Origin of the sequence: Stenotrophomonas sp. pho (assembly GCF_006228405.1) — a bacterium.
GTDB classification, from domain to species: domain Bacteria; phylum Pseudomonadota; class Gammaproteobacteria; order Xanthomonadales; family Xanthomonadaceae; genus Stenotrophomonas; species Stenotrophomonas sepilia.
In genome coordinates, this window is sequence record NZ_CP029759.1 from 3,032,107 (window position 1) to 3,055,098 (window position 22,992).

Annotated in this window: 16 protein-coding genes, 3 tRNA genes and 3 pseudogenes; 11 read left to right on the forward strand and 11 right to left on the reverse strand. The window is 67.4% G+C overall.

From position 1 onward, the window contains the following. Window positions 1–117: 117 nt before the first annotated feature. From DL544_RS14275 to DL544_RS14285, 3 genes and pseudogenes are all read right to left on the reverse strand, one after another. Complete coding sequence (locus DL544_RS14275) at window positions 118–1,686, reverse strand: N-acetylmuramoyl-L-alanine amidase (RefSeq protein WP_053500617.1); 1,569 nt, start codon at window positions 1,684–1,686, stop codon at window positions 118–120. 82 nt (window positions 1,687–1,768) lie between these two features. After that, complete coding sequence (tsaE, locus tag DL544_RS14280; protein WP_139727402.1) at window positions 1,769–2,251, reverse strand: tRNA (adenosine(37)-N6)-threonylcarbamoyltransferase complex ATPase subunit type 1 TsaE; 483 nt, start codon at window positions 2,249–2,251, stop codon at window positions 1,769–1,771. Further along, a pseudogene (locus tag DL544_RS14285) lies at window positions 2,248–3,731 on the reverse strand (NAD(P)H-hydrate dehydratase). The gene tsaE and the pseudogene DL544_RS14285 overlap by 4 nt, the downstream one beginning before the upstream one ends. A gap of 23 nt (window positions 3,732–3,754) precedes the next feature. Between DL544_RS14285 and queG the strand changes: the two are divergent. Both queG and xseA read left to right on the forward strand, forming a co-directional pair. Beyond that, window positions 3,755–4,825, forward strand: coding sequence for a tRNA epoxyqueuosine(34) reductase QueG (gene queG, locus DL544_RS14290; RefSeq protein WP_005417785.1), 1,071 nt, complete (start codon window positions 3,755–3,757; stop codon window positions 4,823–4,825). A gap of 44 nt (window positions 4,826–4,869) precedes the next feature. Then, window positions 4,870–6,201 carry an exodeoxyribonuclease VII large subunit gene (xseA, locus tag DL544_RS14295; protein ID WP_139727404.1) on the forward strand — a complete coding sequence of 444 codons (1,332 nt, stop codon included), beginning with the start codon at window positions 4,870–4,872 and terminating at the stop codon, window positions 6,199–6,201. A 201-nt stretch (window positions 6,202–6,402) separates the two neighbouring features. Here xseA and DL544_RS14300 read toward each other — a convergent pair whose 3' ends face one another. From DL544_RS14300 to DL544_RS14315, 4 genes and pseudogenes are all read right to left on the reverse strand, one after another. Further along, window positions 6,403–7,263: an IS3 family transposase gene (locus DL544_RS14300; RefSeq protein WP_065185370.1), complete on the reverse strand. Its 861-nt coding sequence runs from the start codon at window positions 7,261–7,263 to the stop codon at window positions 6,403–6,405. Beyond that, window positions 7,260–7,553 carry a transposase gene (locus DL544_RS14305; RefSeq protein ID WP_032954795.1) on the reverse strand — a complete coding sequence of 98 codons (294 nt, stop codon included), beginning with the start codon at window positions 7,551–7,553 and terminating at the stop codon, window positions 7,260–7,262. The genes DL544_RS14300 and DL544_RS14305 overlap by 4 nt, the downstream gene beginning before the upstream one ends. A 436-nt stretch (window positions 7,554–7,989) precedes the next feature. Beyond that, complete coding sequence (locus tag DL544_RS14310; RefSeq protein ID WP_065186028.1) at window positions 7,990–8,886, reverse strand: M48 family metallopeptidase; 897 nt, start codon at window positions 8,884–8,886, stop codon at window positions 7,990–7,992. Between the two features lie 88 nt (window positions 8,887–8,974). Next, window positions 8,975–10,866, reverse strand: a pseudogene (locus DL544_RS14315) (SUMF1/EgtB/PvdO family nonheme iron enzyme). Window positions 10,867–10,950: 84 nt separating this feature from the next. Here DL544_RS14315 and rnd point away from each other — a divergent pair. After that, entirely contained in the window at window positions 10,951–12,030 is a 1,080-nt protein-coding gene (gene rnd, locus DL544_RS14320; protein ID WP_005417789.1) for a ribonuclease D, read from the forward strand. A 132-nt stretch (window positions 12,031–12,162) separates the two neighbouring features. Here the strand turns inward: rnd and DL544_RS14325 are convergent. Further along, window positions 12,163–14,492, reverse strand: a pseudogene (locus DL544_RS14325) (TonB-dependent receptor). 497 nt (window positions 14,493–14,989) lie between these two features. Here DL544_RS14325 and DL544_RS14330 point away from each other — a divergent pair. Beyond that, a tRNA-Ala gene (locus tag DL544_RS14330) sits at window positions 14,990–15,065 on the forward strand. Window positions 15,066–15,125: 60 nt separating this feature from the next. On the opposite strand, the gene DL544_RS21315 is transcribed toward DL544_RS14330, so the two are convergent. Beyond that, the gene (locus tag DL544_RS21315) at window positions 15,126–15,296 is read right to left on the reverse strand and encodes a hypothetical protein (protein WP_005417792.1); all 171 of its coding nucleotides are present in this window, start codon (window positions 15,294–15,296) and stop codon (window positions 15,126–15,128) included. A gap of 164 nt (window positions 15,297–15,460) precedes the next feature. On the opposite strand from DL544_RS21315, the gene DL544_RS14335 reads away from it, so the two are divergent. Then, complete coding sequence (locus DL544_RS14335) at window positions 15,461–15,946, forward strand: hypothetical protein (RefSeq protein WP_065179572.1); 486 nt, start codon at window positions 15,461–15,463, stop codon at window positions 15,944–15,946. 6 nt (window positions 15,947–15,952) lie between these two features. Here DL544_RS14335 and DL544_RS14340 read toward each other — a convergent pair whose 3' ends face one another. Continuing rightward, on the reverse strand, window positions 15,953–16,714 hold the full coding sequence (locus tag DL544_RS14340) for an SDR family oxidoreductase (protein WP_065186026.1): 762 nt from the start codon (window positions 16,712–16,714) through the stop codon (window positions 15,953–15,955). A gap of 132 nt (window positions 16,715–16,846) precedes the next feature. Here DL544_RS14340 and DL544_RS14345 point away from each other — a divergent pair, with 132 nt between their 5' ends. Further along, on the forward strand, window positions 16,847–17,689 hold the full coding sequence (locus DL544_RS14345) for a bifunctional transcriptional activator/DNA repair enzyme AdaA (protein ID WP_005417800.1): 843 nt from the start codon (window positions 16,847–16,849) through the stop codon (window positions 17,687–17,689). Between the two features lie 79 nt (window positions 17,690–17,768). On the opposite strand, the gene DL544_RS14350 is transcribed toward DL544_RS14345, so the two are convergent. Beyond that, window positions 17,769–18,794: an NADP-dependent oxidoreductase gene (locus DL544_RS14350; RefSeq protein WP_139727406.1), complete on the reverse strand. Its 1,026-nt coding sequence runs from the start codon at window positions 18,792–18,794 to the stop codon at window positions 17,769–17,771. 362 nt (window positions 18,795–19,156) lie between these two features. Between DL544_RS14350 and DL544_RS14355 the strand changes: the two genes are divergently transcribed. The 5 genes from DL544_RS14355 to DL544_RS14375 all read left to right on the forward strand — a co-directional run bounded on the left by DL544_RS14355 (window position 19,157) and on the right by DL544_RS14375 (window position 22,585). Next, window positions 19,157–19,232, forward strand: a tRNA-Phe gene (locus DL544_RS14355). Window positions 19,233–19,303: 71 nt separating this feature from the next. Next, window positions 19,304–19,379 (forward strand) — tRNA-Phe (locus DL544_RS14360). A gap of 159 nt (window positions 19,380–19,538) precedes the next feature. Then, complete coding sequence (locus DL544_RS14365) at window positions 19,539–20,090, forward strand: lipocalin family protein (protein WP_069139810.1); 552 nt, start codon at window positions 19,539–19,541, stop codon at window positions 20,088–20,090. A 163-nt stretch (window positions 20,091–20,253) separates the two neighbouring features. Further along, window positions 20,254–20,730: an LEA/WHy family protein gene (locus tag DL544_RS14370; RefSeq protein ID WP_053501243.1), complete on the forward strand. Its 477-nt coding sequence runs from the start codon at window positions 20,254–20,256 to the stop codon at window positions 20,728–20,730. Between the two features lie 64 nt (window positions 20,731–20,794). Continuing rightward, window positions 20,795–22,585 (forward strand): acyl-CoA dehydrogenase C-terminal domain-containing protein, encoded by a 1,791-nt coding sequence (locus DL544_RS14375; protein WP_065196611.1) that lies wholly within the window; start codon window positions 20,795–20,797, stop codon window positions 22,583–22,585. The last annotated feature ends 407 nt before the right edge of the window (window positions 22,586–22,992 follow it).

A 22,992-nucleotide genomic window follows, 5' to 3' on the forward strand; every position in this document is an offset into this window, starting at 1 on the left:
CGCATGTAGAGTCGACTGTCAGTCGACTGCTCTTCGCCGGCCACCGAAACCCCCATACTGCGCGCGCAGTCGACTGACAGTCGACTCTACGGAAAGCAGTAATCCGCCTTCGGCGGCTTACTTGCTGCCGCCTGCCATCGTGGCTGCGGCGTCGATCTCAGCCTGCGCGCGGGCGGCATACAACGTGCCCGGCGGCGGTTGGCGGCTGAAGAAGGTGTGCACGCCATCCAGCACGGCGCCCGCCACCTTGCGCTGGTATGCCGGGTCCGTCAGGCGGCGCTCTTCATCCGGATTGGAAATGAATGCCGTTTCCACCAGCATCGCCGGCATGTCCGACGTGCGCAGCACCGCGAAGTTGGCGCGCTCGATGTTCGGCTTGTGGTTGTTGCCGATCCGCTTCAGACCGCCCAGCACGTGGCCGGCCGCATCTTCGGACGCCTTCATGTAGCCGCTCTGGGCCAGGTCCAGCAGCACGTTGGCCAGGGTGCCTTCGGTCTGCTGCAGGCGCACCCCACCGACCAGGTCGGCCGCGTTTTCCTTGTCCGCCAGCCAGCGGGCGCGCTGCGAAGAGGCACCCTTGGTCGACAGAACGTACACCGACGAACCCGTGGCCGAACGGTTTTCAGCCGCATCGGCGTGGATCGAGATGAAAATGTCCGCCTTGTTCGCACGCGCCTTCTGCGCGCGCATCGGCAGCGGAATGAACACGTCGCTGTCGCGCGTCAGGTAGGCCTTCAGGCCCGGCGTGGCATTGACCTGGCGGGCCAGCTCACGCGCCACCGCCAGGGTGACATCCTTCTCGCGCTTGCCGGTCGGGCCGATCGCGCCCGGGTCCTGGCCACCATGACCGGGATCGATCGCCACCACCAGGTGGCGCATGCCGGGCTGCATGCGGATGCGCGATGCATCGCTGGGCATCGCCGGACGCGGCGGCTCGGCCGGCGTCGGCGCGGGTGTGGGGGCCGTTGCCGGCGGCGTGGTCACCACCGCAGCAGTGCGCTGGCCGGCAAGGATTGCAGCCGGCGAGGATGAAGGCGTGCTGCTGGCCGCGACGCCTGCCGCAGCAACCTGGGCTGGCGCGCTGGTCGGTGCGGGGGTCGGCGTGGCGGGTGCGGCGGCGCTGGCGCTGGCCTGCTGCTGCACCTGTGCGGTCAGCAGGGCGGTGGCCCGCGCAGCATCGGTGCGCGACTGCGCGTTCTCGGCCGGCGCGGGCGCGACTGAGCCCCCCACAGCGGCCGCCTGCGACTGCACCGCCGGCGGCGTCGCCGGGCGGCTGGTGGCCACGGCAGGGCCATCACCCGGCCATTCGATCACCAGCTTGGATTCATTGCCCTCGCGCTGCATCTGCGGACGGAACGGCGCCACCGATTCGGCAAGGTCGAAGACGACACGGAAAGTGCCCGGGACCGGCTGTCCGGTACGCACCGCCGTGACCACGCCCTGCGCGGCCGGCATCTTCAGGTTGCGTACGGCGCTGGAGTCGGGGAAATCGACCACCAGGCGGTTCGGGCCGGCCAGCGACAGGGTCTTGTAGCCGCCACTGCCGACCAGCGAGATCTCGGCACGGGTGCCGGTCGCGCCGGTGTTCAGCAGGACCTGGCGGACTTCACCCGCCCACGCACTGACGCTCGCCAGACCCAGTCCGACGGCGGCACAGATGGCGATGAGACGGTTCCCCGGGCGCATGGCTCAGGATTCAATCACCGCGCTGAACGGAATGCAACACCTTTTTCCTTAATAATCCGTAACCTGCCGGTGTTTGTTCTCGTCAACCGACAGAAATGGCCTGCAAGTCGCCCCCTTGAGGCAGCCGTTTCAGCCATTCATGCCCAACGTCGCTGCTCGCGGTGAGACTGGCGCGTCGCCCCTGTCCTTCGATCTCCAGTGCTACCACCAGGTCGGTCGGCGGCAGCGCGCCGGCGCCCCGTTCCGGCCATTCGACCAGCCACAAGACCGCGCTGCCCTCGTCCAGGCCGAGGAAATCCAGCTCACCGGCCTGGCCGATGCGATACAGGTCCAGGTGCCACGCCTCACCGCCACTGGCCAGCGGATAGCGCTCGACCAGGGTGTAGGTGGGACTGCGGATCGCGCCCTGCACGCCCAGCGCCCGCAGCAGCGCGCGGGCCGTGGTGGACTTGCCGGCGCCCAGGTCGCCGCGCAGTTCGATCAGCGCCTGCGGCGGCCGGGTGGTCGCCAGCCACTGCCCGAGCAGTTCGGTGGTGTCGCTGTCGGCAAGGAAGAAATCGGTCATGGGAAGCGTTCCGGGTTGGCCAGTCGCCGCAATGGCGCCAGCAGATCAGTAGGAAGCAGGCCGCGTGCGCCGTCAGCGGCAGCCGCGTCGCCGGCCAGCGCATGCAGCAACGCGCCCGCCGCGCCGGCATCGAAGGCGGACAGGCCCTGCGCGCGCAGGCCGGCGATGATGCCGGTGAGCAGGTCGCCCATGCCCCCCACGGCCATGCCGGGATTGCCGGCGGCGATCAACCGGGGCGTTTGCCCGGGCGCCGCCACGATGCTGCCGGCGCCCTTCAACACCACCACCGCGTGGAAACGCTCGGCGAGCGTCTGCGCACAGGCGTAGCGATCGGCCTGGATGTCGCTGGTGCTGCAGCCGAGCAGGCGTGCGGCCTCGCCCGGGTGCGGTGTGAGGACGGCGCCAGGCAAGGCACGCGGATCCTGCGCCAGCAGGTTCAGCGCGTCAGCATCGACCACCAGTGGTTTGGCGCTGGCCAGCACCCGCGCAAACAGTGCGCGCGCCCATTCGTCCTGGCCCAGACCGGGCCCGATCGCCACCACCTTTGCCCTGTCAAGCAAGGCCGGCAGCGCTTCGCCGTCTTCCAGCGCGTGGGTCATCGCCTCGGGCAGGCGAGCCAGCAGTGGAGCGACGTGGTCGCGGCGGGTACCCAGGCTCAACAGCCCCGCCCCTGCGCGCAAGGCGGCCTCGGCTGCCATGGCGATGGCACCGCCGCTGCCATGGTTGCCGCCGACGCACAGCACGTGGCCGGATTCACCCTTGTGGGTATTTGCGCGGCGCGGCGGCAACAGGGCCGGCAACCGTGCCTGCGCCCAGTACTCCACGGCAGGCGACACGCTTTGCCATGCGGCAGCGGGCAACTGCAGGGGTGCCAGGGCCTTGTGCCCGCAATGATCCAGCGCGTCGCCGGTGTACAGCCCGCGATGGGCCACGATGAACTGCAGGGTCAGCGCCGCGCGCACTGCCGCGCCAGGTATCGCACCGCGGTCGGCATCGACGCCACTGGGCACATCCAGGGCCAGCACAGGTGCCGCCTGCGCATTGATCGCAACGATCAGCGCCTGCGCCGCGCCCTCCGGCGCGCGATCGAAACCCAGCCCGAACAGGGCATCGACCCAGAGGTCGGCCTCGGGCAGCGCGCCGTCGAACTCGGTGATGGCGCCGCCGTCGGACCTGAACTCCGATGTTGCACGCTGCGCCAGCGCGGTCGATGGCGCCCGGCCCGGCAGGGCGATCACCCTCACCTCGCGCCCGGCCTGCAACGCGTGGCGAGCCAGCACGAGGCCGTCGCCGCCATTGTTGCCCGCACCGACCACCACGCCGATGCGCTGCGCCTGCGGCCAATGCTGCAGCAGGCACTGCCAGGCGGCCTGGCCGGCCTGCGCCATCAGTCCCCAGCCAGCATCCCCGCCAGGGTGGACGCCTGGGCATCAAGCGCACGCGCGGCAGCGGAATCGAACAGATCGGCGAGGTTGGCCATGCAGGGATTTTATACTGGTGCGCATGTCCCTCGCCCCCACCCCCGTCGATCCGGCCCAGGCCGTGCAGCGCATCCGCGAACTGGCCCGCGCGCATGGCTTCCAGCGCTGCGGCATCGCCGGTATCGAGCTGGGCGAGGATGAGGCGCACCTGGCGGACTGGCTGGGTCAGGGCCTGTACGGCACGATGGACTGGATGGCGCGCCACGGCACCCTGCGCGCACGACCGGCCGAGCTGTTGCCCGGCACTGTGCGCGTGATCTCGGTGGGCATGGACTACAGCCACAAGGATGACACCGAAGCCTGGGCGACGCTGGCCGACCCGGGCCGCGCCTATGTGGCGCGCTATGCGCTGGGCCGCGACTACCACAAGCTGATGCGCAACCGCCTGCAGAAGCTGGCCACGCAGATCAACGACGAAGTCGCGCCACTGGGCTACCGCGTGTTCGTCGATTCCGCCCCCGTCCTGGAGCGCGCACTGGCCCGCAACGCCGGGCTCGGCTGGATCGGCAAGCACACCTGCCTGATCGACCGCCATGGCGGTTCCTGGTTCTTCATCGGCGAGATCTACATCGACATCCCGCTGCCGATCGATACGCCGGCCACGGCGCACTGCGGCACCTGCACGCGCTGCATCGATGTCTGCCCGACCCAGGCCATCACCGGGCCGCAGCGGCTGGACGCGCGGCGCTGCATTTCCTACCTGACCATCGAACACGACGGCGCCATTCCCGAACAGATGCGCCCGCTGATCGGCAACCGCATCTATGGCTGCGACGACTGCCAGCTGGTCTGCCCCTGGAACAAGTTCGCCAAGCGCACCGACGAAGCCGATTTCCGCGCGCGCAACAACCTCGATACCGCGCGCCTGGACCAGCTGTTCACCTGGGACGAAGCCGAGTTCCTGCGCCGCACCGAAGGCAGCCCGATCAGGCGCAGCGGCCATGAGCGCTGGCTACGCAACATCGCCGTGGCGCTGGGCAATGCGCCGTCCTCGGCCGAAGCGCTGGCTGCCCTGCAGACCCGCATCGACGATCCTTCGCCGCTGGTGCGTGAACACGTGCAGTGGGCACTGGGCCAGCATACGGCGCGCTGACGTGCGATCCTGAGCCCCCGTTCCGCCCGCAGCACGCCGTTTCCATGCAGCCACGCAACAACGACATCCTCACCCCCAGCCAGCTCAACACCCTGGCCCGCGACCTGCTGGAAGGCAGCTTCCCGGCGATCTGGGTCGAGGCCGAACTGGGCAGCGTGGCGCGTCCTGCCTCCGGACACCTCTACTTCACCCTGAAGGACGCGCGCGCGCAGCTGCGTGCGGCGATGTTCCGGATGAAGGCGCAGTACCTGAAGTTCGTGCCGCGCGAAGGCATGCGCGTGCTGGTGCGCGGCAAGGTGACCCTGTACGACGCCCGTGGCGAGTACCAGATGGTGCTGGACCACATGGAGGAAGCCGGCGAAGGCGCGCTGCGCCGCGCCTTCGAGGAGCTGAAGGCACGGCTGGAGGCCGAAGGCCTGTTCAACCCGGCACGCAAGCGGCCGCTGCCGGCGCACGTGCGACGCCTGGCCGTGATCACCTCGCCCACCGGCGCTGCCGTGCGCGATGTGCTGAGCGTGCTCGGCCGGCGCTTCCCGCTGCTGGAAGTTGACCTGCTGCCGACCCTGGTACAGGGCAGCAGTGCCGCCGCGCAGATCACCCGGCTGCTGCAGGCCGCCGATGCCAGCGGCCGCTACGACGTGATCCTGCTGACCCGCGGTGGTGGTTCGCTGGAAGACCTGTGGGCCTTCAATGATGAAGCCCTGGCCCGTGCGATCGCCGCCAGCCGCACCCCGGTGGTGTCTGCGGTTGGCCACGAAACCGACTTCAGCCTGAGCGACTTCGCCGCCGACCTGCGTGCACCGACGCCATCGGTGGCGGCTGAGCTGCTGGTACCGGACCAGCGCGAACTGGCCCTGCGCGTGCGCCGCACGGCCGTTCGCATGCTGCAGCTGCACCGGCATGCGATGCAACAGGCGATGCAGCGCGCCGACCGCGCCCTGTTGCGCCTGAACACGCAGAGCCCGCAGGCACGACTGGATCTGCTGCGTCGACGCCAGCTCGATCTGGGACGACGCCTGCATGCCGCGTTCAACCAGCAGCAGGAGCGCCGTGCTGCGCGGCTTCGCCATGCAGCGGCGGTCCTGCGCGGGCACCATCCACAGCGCCAGCTTGACACGATGCAGCGCCGCTTGGCCGCCCTGCGCGGACGACCGCAGGCAGCGATGCAGCGTCTGCTGGAGCGCGATGCGCTGCGGCTGCGCGGGCTGGCGCGTTCACTGGAAGCAGTCAGCCCGCTGGCCACCGTAGCCCGCGGCTACAGCATCCTGACCCGCAGCGACGATGGTGCGCTGGTGCGGCGCATCGACCAGGTGCAACCTGGTGACGCCCTGCAGGCCCGCGTTGGTGACGGCGTGATCGACGTACAGGTCAAGTAGAGGGGGGTTCGGCAGGGCTGCGCCCTGCACCCACAGAGGCTTCAAGCAACGGCCGAAGCAACAGCAAAAGCTGGCATTCCGCGGGTTGGCGGGGCGGTGCCAGAGTGCGGGGACGCCGTAAACCCGTCCATGGGGGCTTGGCAGCCGCATCCATGCGGCTGACTGATCTGGCCCCCTGAAAACGGACGCCATGAAGCCGTTTCAGGCGGCAGCCCGGAGCTGCCGGGCGTAGTTGTTAGGCGAGTGGTAGCCCAGCGCCGAGTGTAGCCGGGCTGGATTGTAGAAGCCGTGGATGTAAGCAGCGATGCACTGGCTGGCTTGTTCCCTACTGGCGTAAGGCTCGGCAGCCTCTTCTGTCTTGAGCGTCGCAAAGAAGCTCTCGGCCACCGCGTTGTCCCAGCAATTGCCAGGCCGGCTCATGCTTTGGACCACGTCATGGGACTGCAGCAGCTGGCGAAACTCGTTCCCCCAGTACTGCCCACCACGATCTGAATGGAAGATCAGGCCGGGTCGTTGTGGATGCAGAGCCCAGGCATTGGCAAATGCTTTCACCACCAGCTCTTCAGTCAGACGCTTGGAAACGCTGTAGCCCAGCACCTGCCGGGTCTGGACGCTGATGACCACGGCCAGATGCAGCCATCCCTGGCGGGTGGGGACATACGTGATATCCCCGACCCACGCCGTCGGTCCGGTTCCGGGGGCAAATTGCCGATCCAGCAGGTTGGGGGCGAGCTGAGATGAGCCGCCGGAGGACTTGGGTCGGAATCGGCCTTTGGTCTTGCCCTGGATTCGCTCCTCGGCCATTAACCGTGCCACGCGCTTGTGGCCGACTGGATGATTCCTGGCTCGTAAGGCCCTGACCAGCCGACGTCGCCCATAACTGCGCTTGCTGGTCACATGAATGGCCCGAAGCTCGGTACGCAGGGCCGAATCGGCATCGCACGCTTGGGCACATTGCCGACGCAGGTAATCATGGAATCCAGAGACAGAAACCCCAAGAACCCGACACAACAACCTGGTCGGGTAGTGAGTCCTTTGACTGGCGACGAAGGCGTACCTCACTTGGACTCTCTGGCAAAGAACGCCGCCGCTTTTTTTAGGATTTCCCGCTCCATCTTCAGATTGGCGTTCTCGGCCCGAAGGCGGCTGATCTCGCTTTCCAGGTCGGTGGTTGGCCTGCGAGCCTCAGAGGTCAGAGACCGGCCAGCACGGACCGCGTCAAGCCAATTTGCCAGCGTCTTGACCGACATCTCCAGCTGACGGGCTGCTGCGGCAGGCCCGAGCGACTCGGCCAACTCCACGGCTTGGTGCTTGAACTCATCGGTATAGCTACGACGGGTGATACGGGACATAAGGGACCTCCAAGTGCGATCAAAGTATCGCTTCTTGGCGTCCGCTGACGGGGGCCAGATCAGACACCCCGCACTCCGACACCGCCCCACCTCTGACAGTTTTCCGCGATGGGGTAGATCCACGCCATGCGTGGATGAATCTCTTTCAGATATCGAATCAATTCGGGGTCAGATCCGTTTTCCTGCGGAAAACGGATCTGACCCCAAGCGCCATTCCGGCAGGTCGCAGAAATCTGTCGAAGGCGGGGTGGGTCCGGTTGCGGGAGTGTCCGCGGCATGGATGCCGCGGCCAAGCCCCCATGGACGGGTTTACGGCGTCTCCCGCAACCGGACCCACCCCGCCATCCCACGGATAGCCAGCTTTTGCTTCGGCTGTTGCTGTTGCTGTTGCTCTGGCTTCGGCAGGTGCAGGGCTGCAAGCCCTGCCGAACACCCTCTACTTTGCCTGCTCGCAGAACTTCTGCCGGTACTCGAGCGCCTTCGGCATCAGTGCCTGCAGGTTCTGGATGCGGGTGCCCGGATTCGGGTGGGTGGAAGCGAACTCCGGCGGCGCCTGGCCGCCACTGGCCTGGCCCATGCGCTGCCACAGCGGCACCGCCTCGCGGGGATCGAAGCACGCCGCCGCAGCCAGCATCAGCCCCACTTCATCGGCCTGCGTCTCGTGGCTGCGCGCATAGGGCAGCAGATAGCCGTAGCCCATCGCCGACATCATCATCTGTTGCTGCTGCGCATCCATGCCGCTGGCGGCACCGGCCATCTGCCCGATCTGGGTCAGCTTCTGCTGCGCCATCCGCTGCGCACCATGGCGCAGCAGCGCGTGGGCGATCTCATGGCCCATCACCACCGCCATCGCATCACGCGTACGCGCCACCGGCACCAGGCCGGTGTAGACCGCCATCTTGCCGCCCGGCAGGCAGAACGCATTGGCCTGCTCGGACGGGATCACATTCACTTCCCACTGGAAATCCCGCGCGAAATGCGCCGGCTGCACGCCGTGCTCCTGTGCCAGCGCGGTCTCCACCACATCCACCTTGGCGATCAGGCGCTGCGCGATGTCGCGCACATCGCGCGCGATCGGCGCATTCGGATCCATCGGCCGTTCCTGCGCGAGGATCTGCTGGTAGGCCTGCAGACCGAGCGCGGTCTCCTGGCGCGCATCCAGGCTGCTGTCGATCATCACCTTCTCGCCGGTGTAGGGATCGACGGTGCGATTGGAGAACCAGTAGAACACCGCATAGCCCGCTGCCAGCAGCAGCACCCACCAGCGGATGTTGCCGAACAGGCCGCGTCGCTGCGGACCTTGGGGCGAGCGGGAAAAGGGATCGTTGCGCATCGGTGGTCTTCCAGCAGACCCCGCCGGCTGGCGGGCACGGCGCAATCTTAGTGCGCGGACGCCAGCAGCGGGTGAAGCCCGATGCCGCTCAGATGCCGCGCACCAGGCGGAAGCCGATGCGCGCATTGGTGGTGTCCGAATCCTGCGATTGCCGCCAGGCCGCACGGGTCTGCTCGGGCGCATTGGCCCAGTTGCCGCCCCGGATCACCCGCGACCGGCAGCCCGGGTTGAACCAGGCGACACCGTCGGACGGCGCACGCCGGTAGCTGGCGTGCCAGCAGTCGGCCACCCATTCGCTCAGATTCCCGGCCATGTCGTGCAGGCCGAAAGCATTGGCCTGGAAACTGGCCACCGGCGCCGGTCCCCACCAGCCATCGCCATAGCCGATGAATGCGTTGTGCCAATGCCGACCCGAAGGCGAGACGTCCTTGCTGCCGGTGAAATTGCCGCTGCCCGGCGGCGGCGTACCAGCGTCTCCCCAGGGGTAGCGGCCACTGCTCCCGGCGCGCAGCGCATATTCGAATTCGGCCTCGCTCGGCAGCCGGTAGCTGCGTCCTGTCTGCTCGGACAGCCATGCCGCGTAGTTCTCGGCATCCCGCACGCTGACATGCATCACCGGCGAGTTGCCCAGTGCGCGCGCGCCATCGTAATCCGAACGCCAGTCGACGCCGCTGCGGCGGATGAAATTGCCGCTGCGCTCGTCATAGACCACCGAGTGGCCGCGCCGGGTCGCACGTGGTCGTGCATTGGTCGACTTCACATAGCGCTCGAAATCGCCGACGGTAACCTCGGTGATCGCCATCGCGAAGCCGCGGTCAAAGCGCACGTAGTGGGAGGGGCGCTCGGCGTCGGTGGAGCCGGGCTCGGCATCACCCGCGCCCATCTGGAAGCCGCCATGCGGCACAACCACCATCTGCGGACCGCGCCCACCATCACGCATCGCGTCGCTGAACACCTGGCCCGGGCGGAAGCTGCCGTAATGGGTGGCCAGATCGATGCGTTCGCGCAGCTGGGCCACCACCGCATCCCCGGCAAGGCGATGCGCAGGGCCTCGGCCAGCTTTTCGCGCGCCGGCTTCAGCCCCTGCGGCGTGGCCAGCTCGCGCAGGCCCTCATCACGCAGCTGCAGCAGCGCGGCGGCGCGGATCTGCTCGATGCGCTCGAAGGCATCGGCAATGGTCGGTGACGAGTCACGGACCTTGCTGGCTTCGGCCAGCCAGGTGCCCGCACTGGCAAAGTCGCGTACGCGCGCGGCGTCCTCGGCCCGGCGGATCAGGCCACTTTCGGCCGCCGCCAGGCCCTGCCGCGCCCGGCTGTTGTCTTCGTCCAGAGCCAGCGCTTCACGGAAGTTGCCAATCGCACCGTCACCGTCCTCGCCGATCCGCCCCGATCGCAGGTCTTCCTCGCCGGCACGGTTATAGGCCACCACGCGCTGGGCGAGCTCCACCCGGCCCTGCAGCGCGCGCACCTTCTCATCCTTCGGCGCCAGGGTCAGCAGCACCAGTGCCTGGCGACTCGCCTCGGCCAGCGCCTCGCGCTGCCGTAGTGGCCGAACCAGCAGAGCATCGGCCTGCTGCTGCAGGCGCTGGCGAGCACGCTGCAGGCCGCTGCGGGCCAGGCGATCATCCGGATCTTCCTCCTGCACCGCCAGCCACAGCGGAACCGCCGCGTCGGCGTCCTCGTACAGGTGCCCTTCGCTGAACGCCTTTTCGGCTGCGCGGCGCAGCTGGGCGACGCTGCGGCCCTGCCGGTCGACCCGTGGCGGTGTCCACCGCTGCACGTCCTCGGTGGCATCCTCACCGGCAATGGTGACGCTACCCTGCCCCACCCCCGGCGTCGGCTCCGCCAGTGAACCTTCCTGCGGCCGCGCGTCTTCGCCAGCAGCCGGCCCCGGCTCCGGTGTTGCCGAGGGCGACGGCGTGCAACCGGCCAAGGCCACGGCCAGAGCGGTGCACAGCACGGACGACAGCGGAAAACGCAAGCAGGATCTCCTTCGGCACGGACGCGGACCGACGTTAGGCTATTCTCCCCTGCCTGAGCAAACCCGAGTAGTAGGCCCTGACCCGTGGCAACCTGGATCACCACCCCCGCCGAGCTGGATGCGTACTTCCAGCAGCGTCCGGCCCGCATCGGCCTGGACACCGAATTCATCCGTGAACGCACGTTCTGGCCGCAGTTGGCTCTGGTGCAGATGGCGGTCGGGCAGGACATCCTGCTGATCGATCCGCTGATTCCCGGCATGGCCGAGGCACTGGCGCCGTGGCTGGCCGATGAGTCGATCACCAAGGTGATGCACAGCGCCAGCGAAGACCTGGTTGCCTTCAAGTGGACCTGCGGCGTGTTGCCGCGACCGCTGTTCGACACACAGATCGGCGCCTCGCTGGCCGGCATTGGTGGCGGCATGGGCTACCAGAAGCTGGTCGCGGAAATCACCGGCGTGGCGCTGGCCAAGGGCGAAACCCGCTCGGACTGGATGCGCCGTCCGCTCTCGGAGTCGCAACTGCAATACGCCGCCGACGACGTCGAGCACCTGTTCGCGCTGCATGACGCCATTGATGCCAAGTTGCAGGCGCTGGGCCGCCAGCAGTGGCTGCACGACGACGGCGAGCGCCTGCTGGCCAGCGTCGCCAATGACGAGGACCGCTGGCCGCATCTGGCGATGCGCTCAGCGCAGTTTCTCGATGCTCCCGCGCAGCGCCGCCTGCTGCGCCTGCTGCGCTGGCGTGATGTGCAGGCACGCAGCAGCGACCGCCCGCGCAGCTGGATCCTGGACAACGAACTGGCCGCCACGCTGGCACGCACGCCACCGGCCGATGCCGCCGCGCTGGCCACGCTGTTTGAACAGTTCCCGAAGGCACCGCGCAAGCTCGCCGGCGCGGTGTGGCAGGCGCTGGACACACCGCTGGCCGATGAGGCCGAGGCACCGCTGGCATTGCCCGCCAACGACACCAACAAGCAGGCACTGAAGAGGCTGCAGGACGCCGTTGCCGAGCGCAGCCGCGAGCTGGGTCTGCCGGATGGCGTGCTGGCCTCGCGCAAACATCTGGAAAGCTACCTGGAGCGCCGCCAATGGCCGGCCGCACTGGCCGGCTGGCGCCAGCAAGAACTGGAGTCGCGGCTGCAGGCGCTGCTGCCTGCACGCTGAAGTGCCGAGCGCGGCGCGGGATTGCGTTCCGGCCACCGTCGAAGGCCATGAAAAAGGGCGACCCGGATCACCGGGCCGCCCTTTGCATTCCAGCAGTACGATGGCGGGAAGACCCGCCACCGTGGCAACGCATTACCAGTTCATGTTCAGCGAGACACCGACGGTACGCGGTTCGTTGTAGACCGCCGCCATGTAGTTCTCGATCACACCCTTGAGGTTCTTCTCGTTGGTGATGTTGCGCGCGAACAGCGCCACTTCGTAGGCACCATAGTTGCCCGAGTAGCCGATCTTCAGGCCGCCTTCGAAATCACCTTTGGAGTTGAACTCCTTGCTGTCGTACAGCACGAAGCTGGTGTAGCCCTGCTTGTTCCAGTCGGTGGACACGAACATGGTGCCCGCGTCGCTGACCGGGAAGTCGTAACGGGCGGCCAGGTTGACGTTGTACTTCGGCGCGTTCGGCAGCGGGTTGCCGTCGATCTGCGCGAAGGTGTTGGCACCGACCTTGATGGTCGGGTCATTCACCGTGCACACCACCTGGCCGTTGAGGCCGCAGACCTGCGCGTAGACGCGCTTGTCCTTGATCTCGCTGTGCAGCAGGCTCAGGCCGGCGCTCAGGGTCAGGTTCGGGATCGGGCGCAGCTCCATGTCCGCTTCGAAACCATAGGCCTTGGCCTTGTCGGCGTTGAACAGCACGCCGTTGCCGTCCGAATCGTTGCCGTTGAGCTGGATGTCGTTGACGGTGTAGGTGAACGCGGTGGCGTTCAAGCGCAGGCGGTTGTCCCACAGGCTGCTCTTCACGCCCGCTTCCCAGGACAGGATGGTCTCGGAATCGGCGGTGGTGAAGTCGGCATTGAACACGGCCGAGCGGCCCTGGATGGTCGGGCCGCGGAAACCGCGGGCGACCTTGGCATAGACGCTTACGTCCGGCGTGATCTGATACATCGCGCTCAGATCCCAGCTCGGGGTGGTGTCGGACATCTTGACGTCGGTGCGGCCCTTGTAGGTGACCACGCCAGCGGCAGTGTCAGCCGTCTTCAGCAGGCGGGTGTGCTTCTCGTCCCGGGTCTGGCGCAGGCCGGCCGTGACGGTGAACTTGTCGGTGAAGGCATAGCTCAGCTGGCCGAAACCGGCCCACGAGGTGTTCTTGTTGCGCAGGCGCACCCAGTTGTTCGGGTTGCGGGCCGCGCCCTGCAGGAACCAGGCGCGCTGGTAGAAGTCGGTGGTGTCGCTGCCGTTGAAGTAGAACGCACCGGCCTGCCACTGCAGCGCGCTGTCGTCATGGCTGGCCAGGCGGAATTCCTGGGTCCACTGGTCCAGGTCGCGGATGCGGCCCATCGACTGGCCGTAGCCGTTCGGCACGCCGTTCACCGGGAAGTTCACCGCAGCGCCGCCGTCGGTGTCGCCACGGCTGTAGCCCGAGGTGGTTTCGTAGGCGGTGATTGAGGTGAAGTCGATCGCGCCGAAGTCGTAACGTGCCTTCACCGAGCCGCCGTAGGTCTTGTAGGCCTGCGGATTGTTGTCGGCTTCGTCGTAGGCAACCTTGTCGCGCGGCACGTCGGTCTTGTTCGAGCCCTTGGTCAGCGCACCGCGCAGGAACAGGGTCGAGGTACCTTCGTAATCACGGGCGTGGGCCGAGGCCAGGATCGAGAACTGGTCGCTCGGGTCAGCAGCAGCTGCGCGCGCACGTTGCGGTCATCGAAGCCGCCCATCGCGTTCTTCTTCGGGCTGACCGTGCCGTCGGCACTCGGGCCCTTGTAGGTGTTGTCGACGTAGTCATCGCGGTGCTGGTACAGCGCCGACACGCGGAACGAGGCGATGTCATTGATCGGACCGCCGAAGCCGCCGTCGATCGACACGCTGTTGTAGGTCGCGTAGCTGGCGCTGACCCGGCCGGTGTAGTCCTGGGTCGGCTTCAGGGTGTCGAACTTGACGATGCCGGCGGTGGTGTTGCGGCCGAACAGCGAGCCCTGCGGGCCACGCAGCACTTCCACCTGGTCCACGTCATAGACCGGGTTGGACTTCAGCACCACGTGCTCCAGCACCACATCGTCCTGGATGATCGACACCGGCTGCGAGGCCCCCAGGTAGAAGTCGATATTGCCCAGGCCACGGATATAGAAGCGCGGGAAGATGCGGCCGGTGGTGGTTTCCGCATACAGGCTCGGCACGCGGCCGGACAGTGCCAGCAGGGTGTCGTCGCCGCCGGCGGTGAAGTCGCGCATGCGCTCGCCCTGTACCACACCCACCGAGACCGGCACTTCCTGCAGGTTCTGCTCACGGTGTTCGGCGGTCACGGTGATCGTGTCCAGGCCGGTCGGGGTCGGCGCGCTGTCCTGCGCGACGGCACCGAAGCTGCCGACAAGAGCCAGGCCGGCGCAGGCCAGGGCCAGCGGATGGCGGCGGAAGGAAACGAAGGAAGACGACATACCCGACAGGCGGCGGGAATCGGAATGGGAGGGCATGGAATGCTCTGAGGAGGCGTCCGTGCGGCCTGCGCGAGCCGGGCGGCAAAAAGGGGGAAAACTGCGCAAGCGGCCATTATCCCCCAAATTGTTACGATTTCGTTGCGCGGCACCCGAACCCGGCGAAACAAGCGGTTTCGGCACAGTCCGCCGTCACCACCTTGGGGTCAGCTCCGTTCTCCCAAGGAAAACGGATCTGACCCCGAAGCTCCTGGCAGCCGGGTCAGCGCGACATCGACCCTCGCAAGTCGCCCGCATGCGCGCTGCGAAACCAACTCTCGCCTTTACTTCTACGGCGCCACGGCTTCGCGGGACGACTGCTCATTGCTGCCGCCCCCGGCATTGCCTTGCGCAACGCCTGGTCTCTGTCGAATTCGCCCTGCTGCGCCAAGCACTGGCCCGAATCCGGCCGGCACGGCGGTGGATCCAGGCCTTGCGTCGTCCCTGCCCGGCGCTTGGCAAGCCCGGCAGGCAGCGCTACACTGCAGCCCTGCCGTGGGGCCATAGCTCAGCTGGGAGAGCGCGTCGTTCGCAATGACGAGGTCAGGAGTTCGATCCTCCTTGGCTCCACCACTATTCAGAAGAACCCGTAGATCCTGGCGATCTACGGGTTTTTTCTTGTCTGGAATCCGCCTAGCCGGGTTCCTGGCCGCCATCCTTGCGGCGCGGGCTGCGCGAATGCGCATCACGCACCTGTTGGTCGCACTGGCCCGGCCGCTGCTTCGCCACGTTGTCCTGCTTCCGGTCCTGGCGGCTTTCCTGGATGCCCTGCTTCGGGTCCTGATCCTTGTCTGGCTCGTTCATCTGATTACTCCCTCATCGGCATCAGGCCGACGTTCTGCCCCACGCTAGAGGCCGGCGGGTAATCCACAGGTCAGTCCCGCGCCAACAGCGTGTGCACGAACCCACTTGCTGCGACGGTGAACACACGCCCAGAATCCGATGCAGCACGAATTCCGCGTACACCCATGCCCCCGCCCGCCCAGCACGCGGCACACACCGTGCCGATGAACTTCAATCCAACCGACGGCAGCATCCAGCTCGGCAACCTGCCAGCATTGATCGGCCCCACCTTGTCACTGGACGAAGCGCGCGTCGCCTTTGCCGCGCTGGTGCGAGGGGAGCGCGATGTCGGCACCGGCTATCACTGGCTCAGCCTGCACCGGCTCAGCCTGGGCGGTGCGCCCGCTGGCATCAGCCTGGGCTTCCACGGGCAACAGCTCGACAGGGTGACGATGGGCGTCGATCTGCCTGATGCGACACTGGAAGACGGCTGGCCGACCCAGGCCGCGATCGATGCCGAAGTCGCTTTCATGCGACGCACCCTGACCACGGCACTGGGGCGCAAACTGGCAGGTGGCCACGCCCGCTTCGGCTGGGGCGAGGCCTGGGCCCGGTTCGACCCGAAGGGATTCATGGCCAGCAGCGGCATCCGCTACGCGCCTCGCACGTGACGGCGCTCAGGTTCGGGTGATCGACACGCCGCCTTCAACGCGCATTGCGGTACCGGTAACGAAGCTGCTTTCATCGCTGGCCAGGAACAACGCCGCATTGGCGATCTCCTCCGGCTCGGCGATGCGCTTGAGCGCGTGCAGCGAGCGCACGAAATCACGCGCATCACCGGTCGGTGCCGCCTGCCGGCCCATCTCGGTATCGGTGCCCCCGGGCAGCAGCACGTTGCTGCGCACGCCACGCGCGCCGTATTCGGCGGCGATCACCTGGCTCAGGCCGATCAAGCCGGCCTTGCTCGACGCATAGGCCGCCATTCCCGGGAAGCCGACGGTGTGGCCGACGAAGGTGCCGACAAACACCAGTGAGCCACCGCCGCGTGCCAGCAACGCCGGCAACTGGGCGCGTGCGGCATGGAAGGCGGCATCGAGATTGGTGGCCATCACCTCGCGCCACGCATCCACCGGGAACTCTGCTGCCGGTGCACCGGGGCCGAGCATGCCGGCATTGTTGAGCGCGATGTCCAACCCACCGAATGACTGCTGGGCCAGTTCCACCAGCGCCGGTGCCGTGGCCGGATCAGCCACGTCCGCGGCATGCACCACCACCTCGCCACCGGCGGCGCGGATCTGCTCGGCCAGCGCCTGCAGCGGCTCTGGCCGCCGTGCGTTGAGCACCAGCTTTGCCCCTTCTGCAGCGAAGCGCAGCGCGCTGGCGCGGCCGATGCCGGCGCTGGCACCGGTGATGAGAGCAATCTTGTTGTTCAGCCGCATGGTCGTGGTACCGGTTGTGAAGTGGCCGCCACGATGCCGCGCCTATCGCCTGCCAACACTCCGTTTCCGGGCCCGGCCCATCGGTGCAGGAAACGGAGTTTCCGCAGAACCAGCACGTGCCAGAATCCGGCCATGGACAGCACCGCCACCACCGCCCTCGATGCCCGCGTCGAACGGGTTTGCCGCCACCTTCAAGCCAGCCACGACGAACCCTCGCTGCAGGAACTGGCCGGGATCGCGGGTTGCAGCCCAACCCGTCTGCATCGCCTTTTCAAGGAAGCAACCGGGTTGACCCCGAAGCAGTACGCTGCCGCGCTGCGCGCCGACCGCCTGCGCACCGGGCTGGAACAACAGGAACGCATCACCGACGCCTTCCACGATGCCGGCTTCGGCTCCAGCGGACGCTTCTACGAGAACGCGCCGAAGCTGCTGGGCATGACGCCGAAGCAATGGCGTGCCGGTGGTCGCGGCGAAGTCATCCACTTCGCGCTTGCCGAAAGTTCGTTGGGCAGCGTGCTGGTGGCCAGCAGTGCCACCGGCGTGGTCGCGATCCTGCTCGGCGACGATCCGGAAGCGCTGCTGCAGTCACTGCAGCAGCGCTTCCGCCAGGCCGAACTGGTCGGGGCCGACAGCGGCTATGAACAACTGGTGGCACAGGTGGTGGGCCTGGTCGAGGATCCCTCGCGAGGAGCCACGCTGCCGCTGGACATCCGCGGCACGGCCTTCCAGCAACGTGTATGGCAGGCGCTGCAGCAGATTCCGCGCGGACAGACGGCCTCATATGCCGAAATCGCCGCGCGTATCGGCGCGCCGCGATCGAGCCGCGCGGTGGCACGCGCCTGCGCAAGCAATCCGCTGGCCGTGGCGGTGCCCTGCCACCGGGTGGTGCGCCGCGACGGCGACCTGTCCGGCTATGCCTGGGGCGTGGCACGCAAGCGCGAACTGCTGCGCCGGGAAAAGGTCGCCAACGGCTGACGCGACCCGCAAGCCGCCGACCTTGTCGGCGCCCCCAACCTCCGGTAGCCGCCAACCTTGGCCGGCATCGGCCAAGCCCTCAGTCCAGCTTCACCACCAGCTTGCCGAAGTTGCGCCCCTGCAGCAGCCCGAAGAACGCCTCCGGTGCATTTTCCAGCCCTTCCACCACGTCCTCGCGGTACTGGATGCGGCCCTCACGCAGCCACTGCGCCATCTCGCGCTCGAAGTCCGGCCACAGGTGCTTGAAGTCGTGCACGATGAAACCGCGCACGGTCAGGCGCTGGCGCAGGATCTGGCTGAACAGCGCCGGCAGGCGGTCCGGGCCAGGCTGCGCGACACCACGATTGTTGTAGGTGGCGATGGTGCCGCACACCGGAATGCGTGCGAAGTCGTTGAGCAACGGCAGCACCGCATCCAGTACATGGCCCCCGACGTTCTCGAAGTACACGTCGATACCCGCAGGTACCGCCGCGCGCAGCTGCTCGGCAAAATCAGCCGCGCGATGATCCAGCGCCACGTCCACGCCCAGCGTCTGCAGATAGGCACGCTTGGCCTCGCCACCGGCGATGGCCACCACGCGCGCGCCCTGCAGCTTGGCCAACTGCGCCACGGTCGCGCCGACCGGCCCCGTTGCGGCGGCCACCACCAGCGTCTCTCCCGGCTGCAGGCGGGCGATTTCATGAAGGCTGGAATAGGCGGCGAAGCCCGGCATGCCATACACCCCCAGCGCCGTACTCAACGGTAGCCCGGCCGGGTCCAGGCGGCGGCCCAGCGCCTTGGCCGGCAGCACCGCGTGGGTCTGCCACCCGCCCGGCGCCAGCACCCGTTCGCCCACTGCGACACCCGCAGCCCTGGACTGCAATACCTCGGCCACGGTCTGGCCTTCCATCACAGCTTCCACTGCCACCGGCGCGGCATACGACGGTCCCTCATCCATGCGTCCACGCATGTACGGGTCCAGTGAGAGGTAGCGATTGCGCAGCAGCACCTCACCGTCGCCCAAGGGCGGCAGCGCGGCCTGCTCCAGGCGGAAATTGGCTGCAGTGGGCGCCCCCTGCGGACGCGATGCCAGCACGATGCGGGTGGTGGTCGATGAGTCGGACATGACGACGGTCTCTGCTGTTGCCAGCATCAGGAAAGGAACGCCGACACTACGCCGCAGCGTTCCCCCATGGGGTCACGAAAACAGCGTTCCATGTCCGGTATCGGTGCCGTCCACGCGCAGGCCGCGCCACGCCGCGTTTGTCGATCACCGTGGCCCGCTGAATTCCGCCGCACGCGATGATCACCGCGCCACCGCGCACGGATGAATCGGCATCCAGCGCCCCCTGCCCCGCGACGGCGGATCAAGTACTTGCGTCTACGCAGACGGCAATGTGAAGGTTTTTTGCCAAAATGCTTGCCGTAGCCGGCTGACCTCCGTAATATGCGCGTCCTTGGCAGCGACCTCGCTGCAATGAACTACGTGGCCGAGTAGCTCAGTTGGTAGAGCAGGGGATTGAAAATCCCCGTGTCGGCGGTTCGATTCCGTCCTCGGCCACCACGTTCGACAGCCTGCAGAAATGCGGGTCTTTTTTTCGGGAATCGCAGTTGATCGTGATTGCCACACAGTTTGGCCGAGTAGCTCAGTTGGTAGAGCAGGGGATTGAAAATCCCCGTGTCGGCGGTTCGATTCCGTCTTCGGCCACCATCTTTCGAGACCTGCAGAGATGCAGGTCTTTTTTTGTCCGTGCTTCGCGCACTGCACGAGTGGCGGATGCGGCGCCCGCGCACACGCCCGGTTGACGAAACATTTACACCGGCATGCGCGGCGGCACCTACGCTCCAGACTCCTGCCTGGAGCCTGACGATGCCTCTGCGCCCCGCCCTGTTTGCCTGCCTGCTGCTGGCCGCTTTCCCGGTGATCGCCACTGAACCTGTGCGCGCGGTCGAGCGCCTGGACATCGATCGCTACGCCGGCCAGTGGCACGAGATTGCGCATCTTCCGGTCTCGTTCCAGAAGCAGTGCGTGGGCGAGATCACCGCCAACTACGGACTGCGCAGCGATGGCCGCATCAGTGTCACCAACGCCTGCCGCAACGGCGACGGTGAGCGCGTGGTCGCCGAAGGCGTGGCACGCGCGGTGGCCGGCCATCCCGGCCAGTTGCAGGTGCGCTTCGCGCCGGACTGGCTGAGCTGGGTCCCGCTGGTCTGGGCCGACTACTGGGTGCTGGCGCTGGACCCGGACTATCAGTGGGCACTGGTCGGTGAACCGGACCGGAAGTACCTGTGGATCCTCTCCCGCCTGCCGGAAATGGATCGCGCACGCTTCGAAGCGCTGAAAGAAAAAGCCGAGGCCATGGGCTACGACCTGCGCCCGCTGCGCCTGATGGCCCCGCTTCGCGATACGCCCACCGATTGAACCGCGTCGCAACCGCGGCGCCGCGCGCGCGCGGTCCGGCACCGCGCACGCCCGGCCGCCATCTTCACGCGCTACCCTCTGCGACGGGTCGCCACAGGCGATCCAAACTACCATACGCCGTAGTATGCTTATCCAAACGCACCCCTCCAGAGGACTTGCGCCCATGCTCCACCGTTTCCGTATCGCCTTGATTGTCCTGTGCACCCTCGCCCTTGTTGCCTGCAACAACGGCATCGTCAAGCGTGTTTCGGAACCGGCGGCCAGCCTGCAGCAGCTGACCGTGCGTGCCGACGGCAACTGGACCGTGGCCCTGCGCCTGCAGAACTTCAGCTCGATGCCGATGACCTTCGATGACGTCTCGCTGGCGCTGACCGTCGGCGACAACGAAGCCGGCACCCTGCACGCCAAGCCCGGCATCTCCATCGGCGGCACCTCCGCCGACGTGATCAATGTCGACCTGGTGCCCAGCTCGGCCGCGCGCCTGGTGGTGGCCGATGCGCTGGCCAGCAACCGCACCCTGGCCTATGGCCTGAAGGGAACGGTGGCGGCCACGCCGCAGGAAAAGAAGCAGCGCAGCTTCGACATCAGCAGCCGCAGCACCCTCAACCAGGCCCCCGGCCTGCCCGGCGTGCTGCGCTGAACGCGCCTTTCGTGGCGGCGCCCGGCGCCGCTCTCCCCTGCCCTGATCAAATCGAGACGTACCGATGAGCAGCTACACCGCCCCGCTTTCCGACCTCCGTTTCGCCCTGCACGACGTGCTCAAGGTCGAACCCCTGTTCGCCCGCCTGGGCTTCACCGACGCCACCGCCGACGTGGTCGATGCCGTGCTGGAGGAAGCCGGCCGCTTCAGCGCCACCGTACTGGCCCCGCTCAACAGCGTCGGCGACGAGATCGGCTGCGTGCTCGACCAGGCCACCGGTGAAGTGACCACCCCGCCCGGCTTCAAGCAGGCCTACGACCAGTTCGTCGATGGCGGCTGGACCGGCCTGACCGCCTCGCCGGAGCTGGGCGGCCAGGGCCTGCCGCACACTCTGGGCGTGCCGCTGAACGAAATGATCAATGCCGCCAACCTGGCGTGGGGCAACTTCCCGCTGCTCTCCCACGGCGCCATCGAAGCACTGAAGCAGCACGGCGAGGCCTGGCAGCACGAGGCTTTCCTCAAGCCGCTGATCGAGGGCCGCTGGACCGGCACCATGTGCCTGACCGAACCGCACTGCGGTACCGACCTCGGCCTGCTCAAGACCAAGGCCGAGCCGAACGCCGATGGGAGCTATTCGATCACCGGCACCAAGATCTTCATCACCGCCGGCGAGCATGACCTGACCGGGAACATCGTGCACCTGGTGCTGGCCAAGCTGCCTGACGCTCCCCCGGGTGCCAAGGGCATCTCGCTGTTCGTCACCCCGAAGTTCAAGGTCGACCGCGACGGCAACGTCGGCGAGCGCAACGCACTGCGCTGCGGCTCGATCGAGCACAAGATGGGCATCAAGGGGTCGGTCACCTGCGTGATGAACTTCGATGGCGCGCAGGGCTACCTGGTCGGCCAGCCGCACAAGGGCCTGCAGGCGATGTTCACCATGATGAACACCGCGCGCCTGGGGGTCGGCCTGCAGGGCATCGGCCTGTCCGAGCGCGCCTACCAGAACGCGCTGAAGTACAGCCGTGAGCGCCTGCAGTCGCGCGCCCTGAGTGGTGCCAGATTCCCGGACAAGCCGGCCGACCCGATCCTGGTCCACCCGGATGTGCGCCGCATGCTGCTGACGGTGAAGTCGCTGGTCGAAGGCAGCCGCCTGCTGGCGCTGCACGCCGCCACCCTCATCGACGTTGCCCACCATGCCGAGGATGCGGCCGAGCGCGAGCGCGCCGACACCCTGGTGAGCTTCCTGACCCCGATCTCGAAGGCCTGCCAGACCGAATGGGGCATCGAGAACACCTACAACGCCCTGCAGTGCTTCGGTGGCCACGGCTACATCCGCGAACACGGCATGGAACAGCTGGCCCGCGATGCCCGAATCACCACGCTGTATGAAGGCACCACCGGCATCCAGGCGCTGGACCTGATCGGCCGCAAGACCGCGTCCAGCCAGGGCGCCGGCCTGAAGCTGATGCTGGCCGAGATCGAAGCCTTCGCCAAGGAACACGAGGGCAACGAAGCGCTGGCCGAGTTCATTGGCCCGCTGCGCGCCAAGGCCGCCGAATGGGGCAAGCTGACGATGGATGTGCTCCAGCGCGCGGCCGGCAATCCGGACGAACTGGGCGCGGCCAGCTACGACTACCTGTTCTATTCGGGTTACGTGGTGCTGGCCTACTGGTGGGCCCGCAGCGTCGCCGCCGCCGACGCCAGCGCACACGGCGCCGCCTTCGCCCAGGGCAAGCGCGAGACCGCGCGGTTCTACTTCGCCCGTGTGCTGCCGCGCACGCTCAGCCACGCCGCTGCGATCCAGTCCGGCGCCGCCCCGCTGATGGCGATGGACGACGAGCGCTTCGGCGCCTGAGCCGGGCTGCCGCCCGGCACCGGTAGTGCGGGCCGCTGGCCGGCAACCGCAACAGCCGGCTTCCTGCGGGATGGCGAGGTGGGTCCAATTGCGGGGGACGGCGCACGCCACCGGCCCCACCCCGCCTTCGACAGATTTCCGCTGCTGTTGGTAGGTGTCGACCTTGGTCAACACAGTAGATCCACGCCACGCGTGGATGAGGGGTCAGAGCCCTTTCCTGTGGAAAGGGATCCGACCCCGGCCCGGCAGCCCACCCCCGACCATCCCTCTGGAGAAGAGCCCCCTTTTGTTAAGGGGGCGCGCCGACAGGCGCGGGGATTAGGAGGAATGCGCGGACCTGAATGTTGACGATTTGTGTATCGCCTGTCGGCGATACACAAATCGTCAACATTCAGGTATAAGCTGTT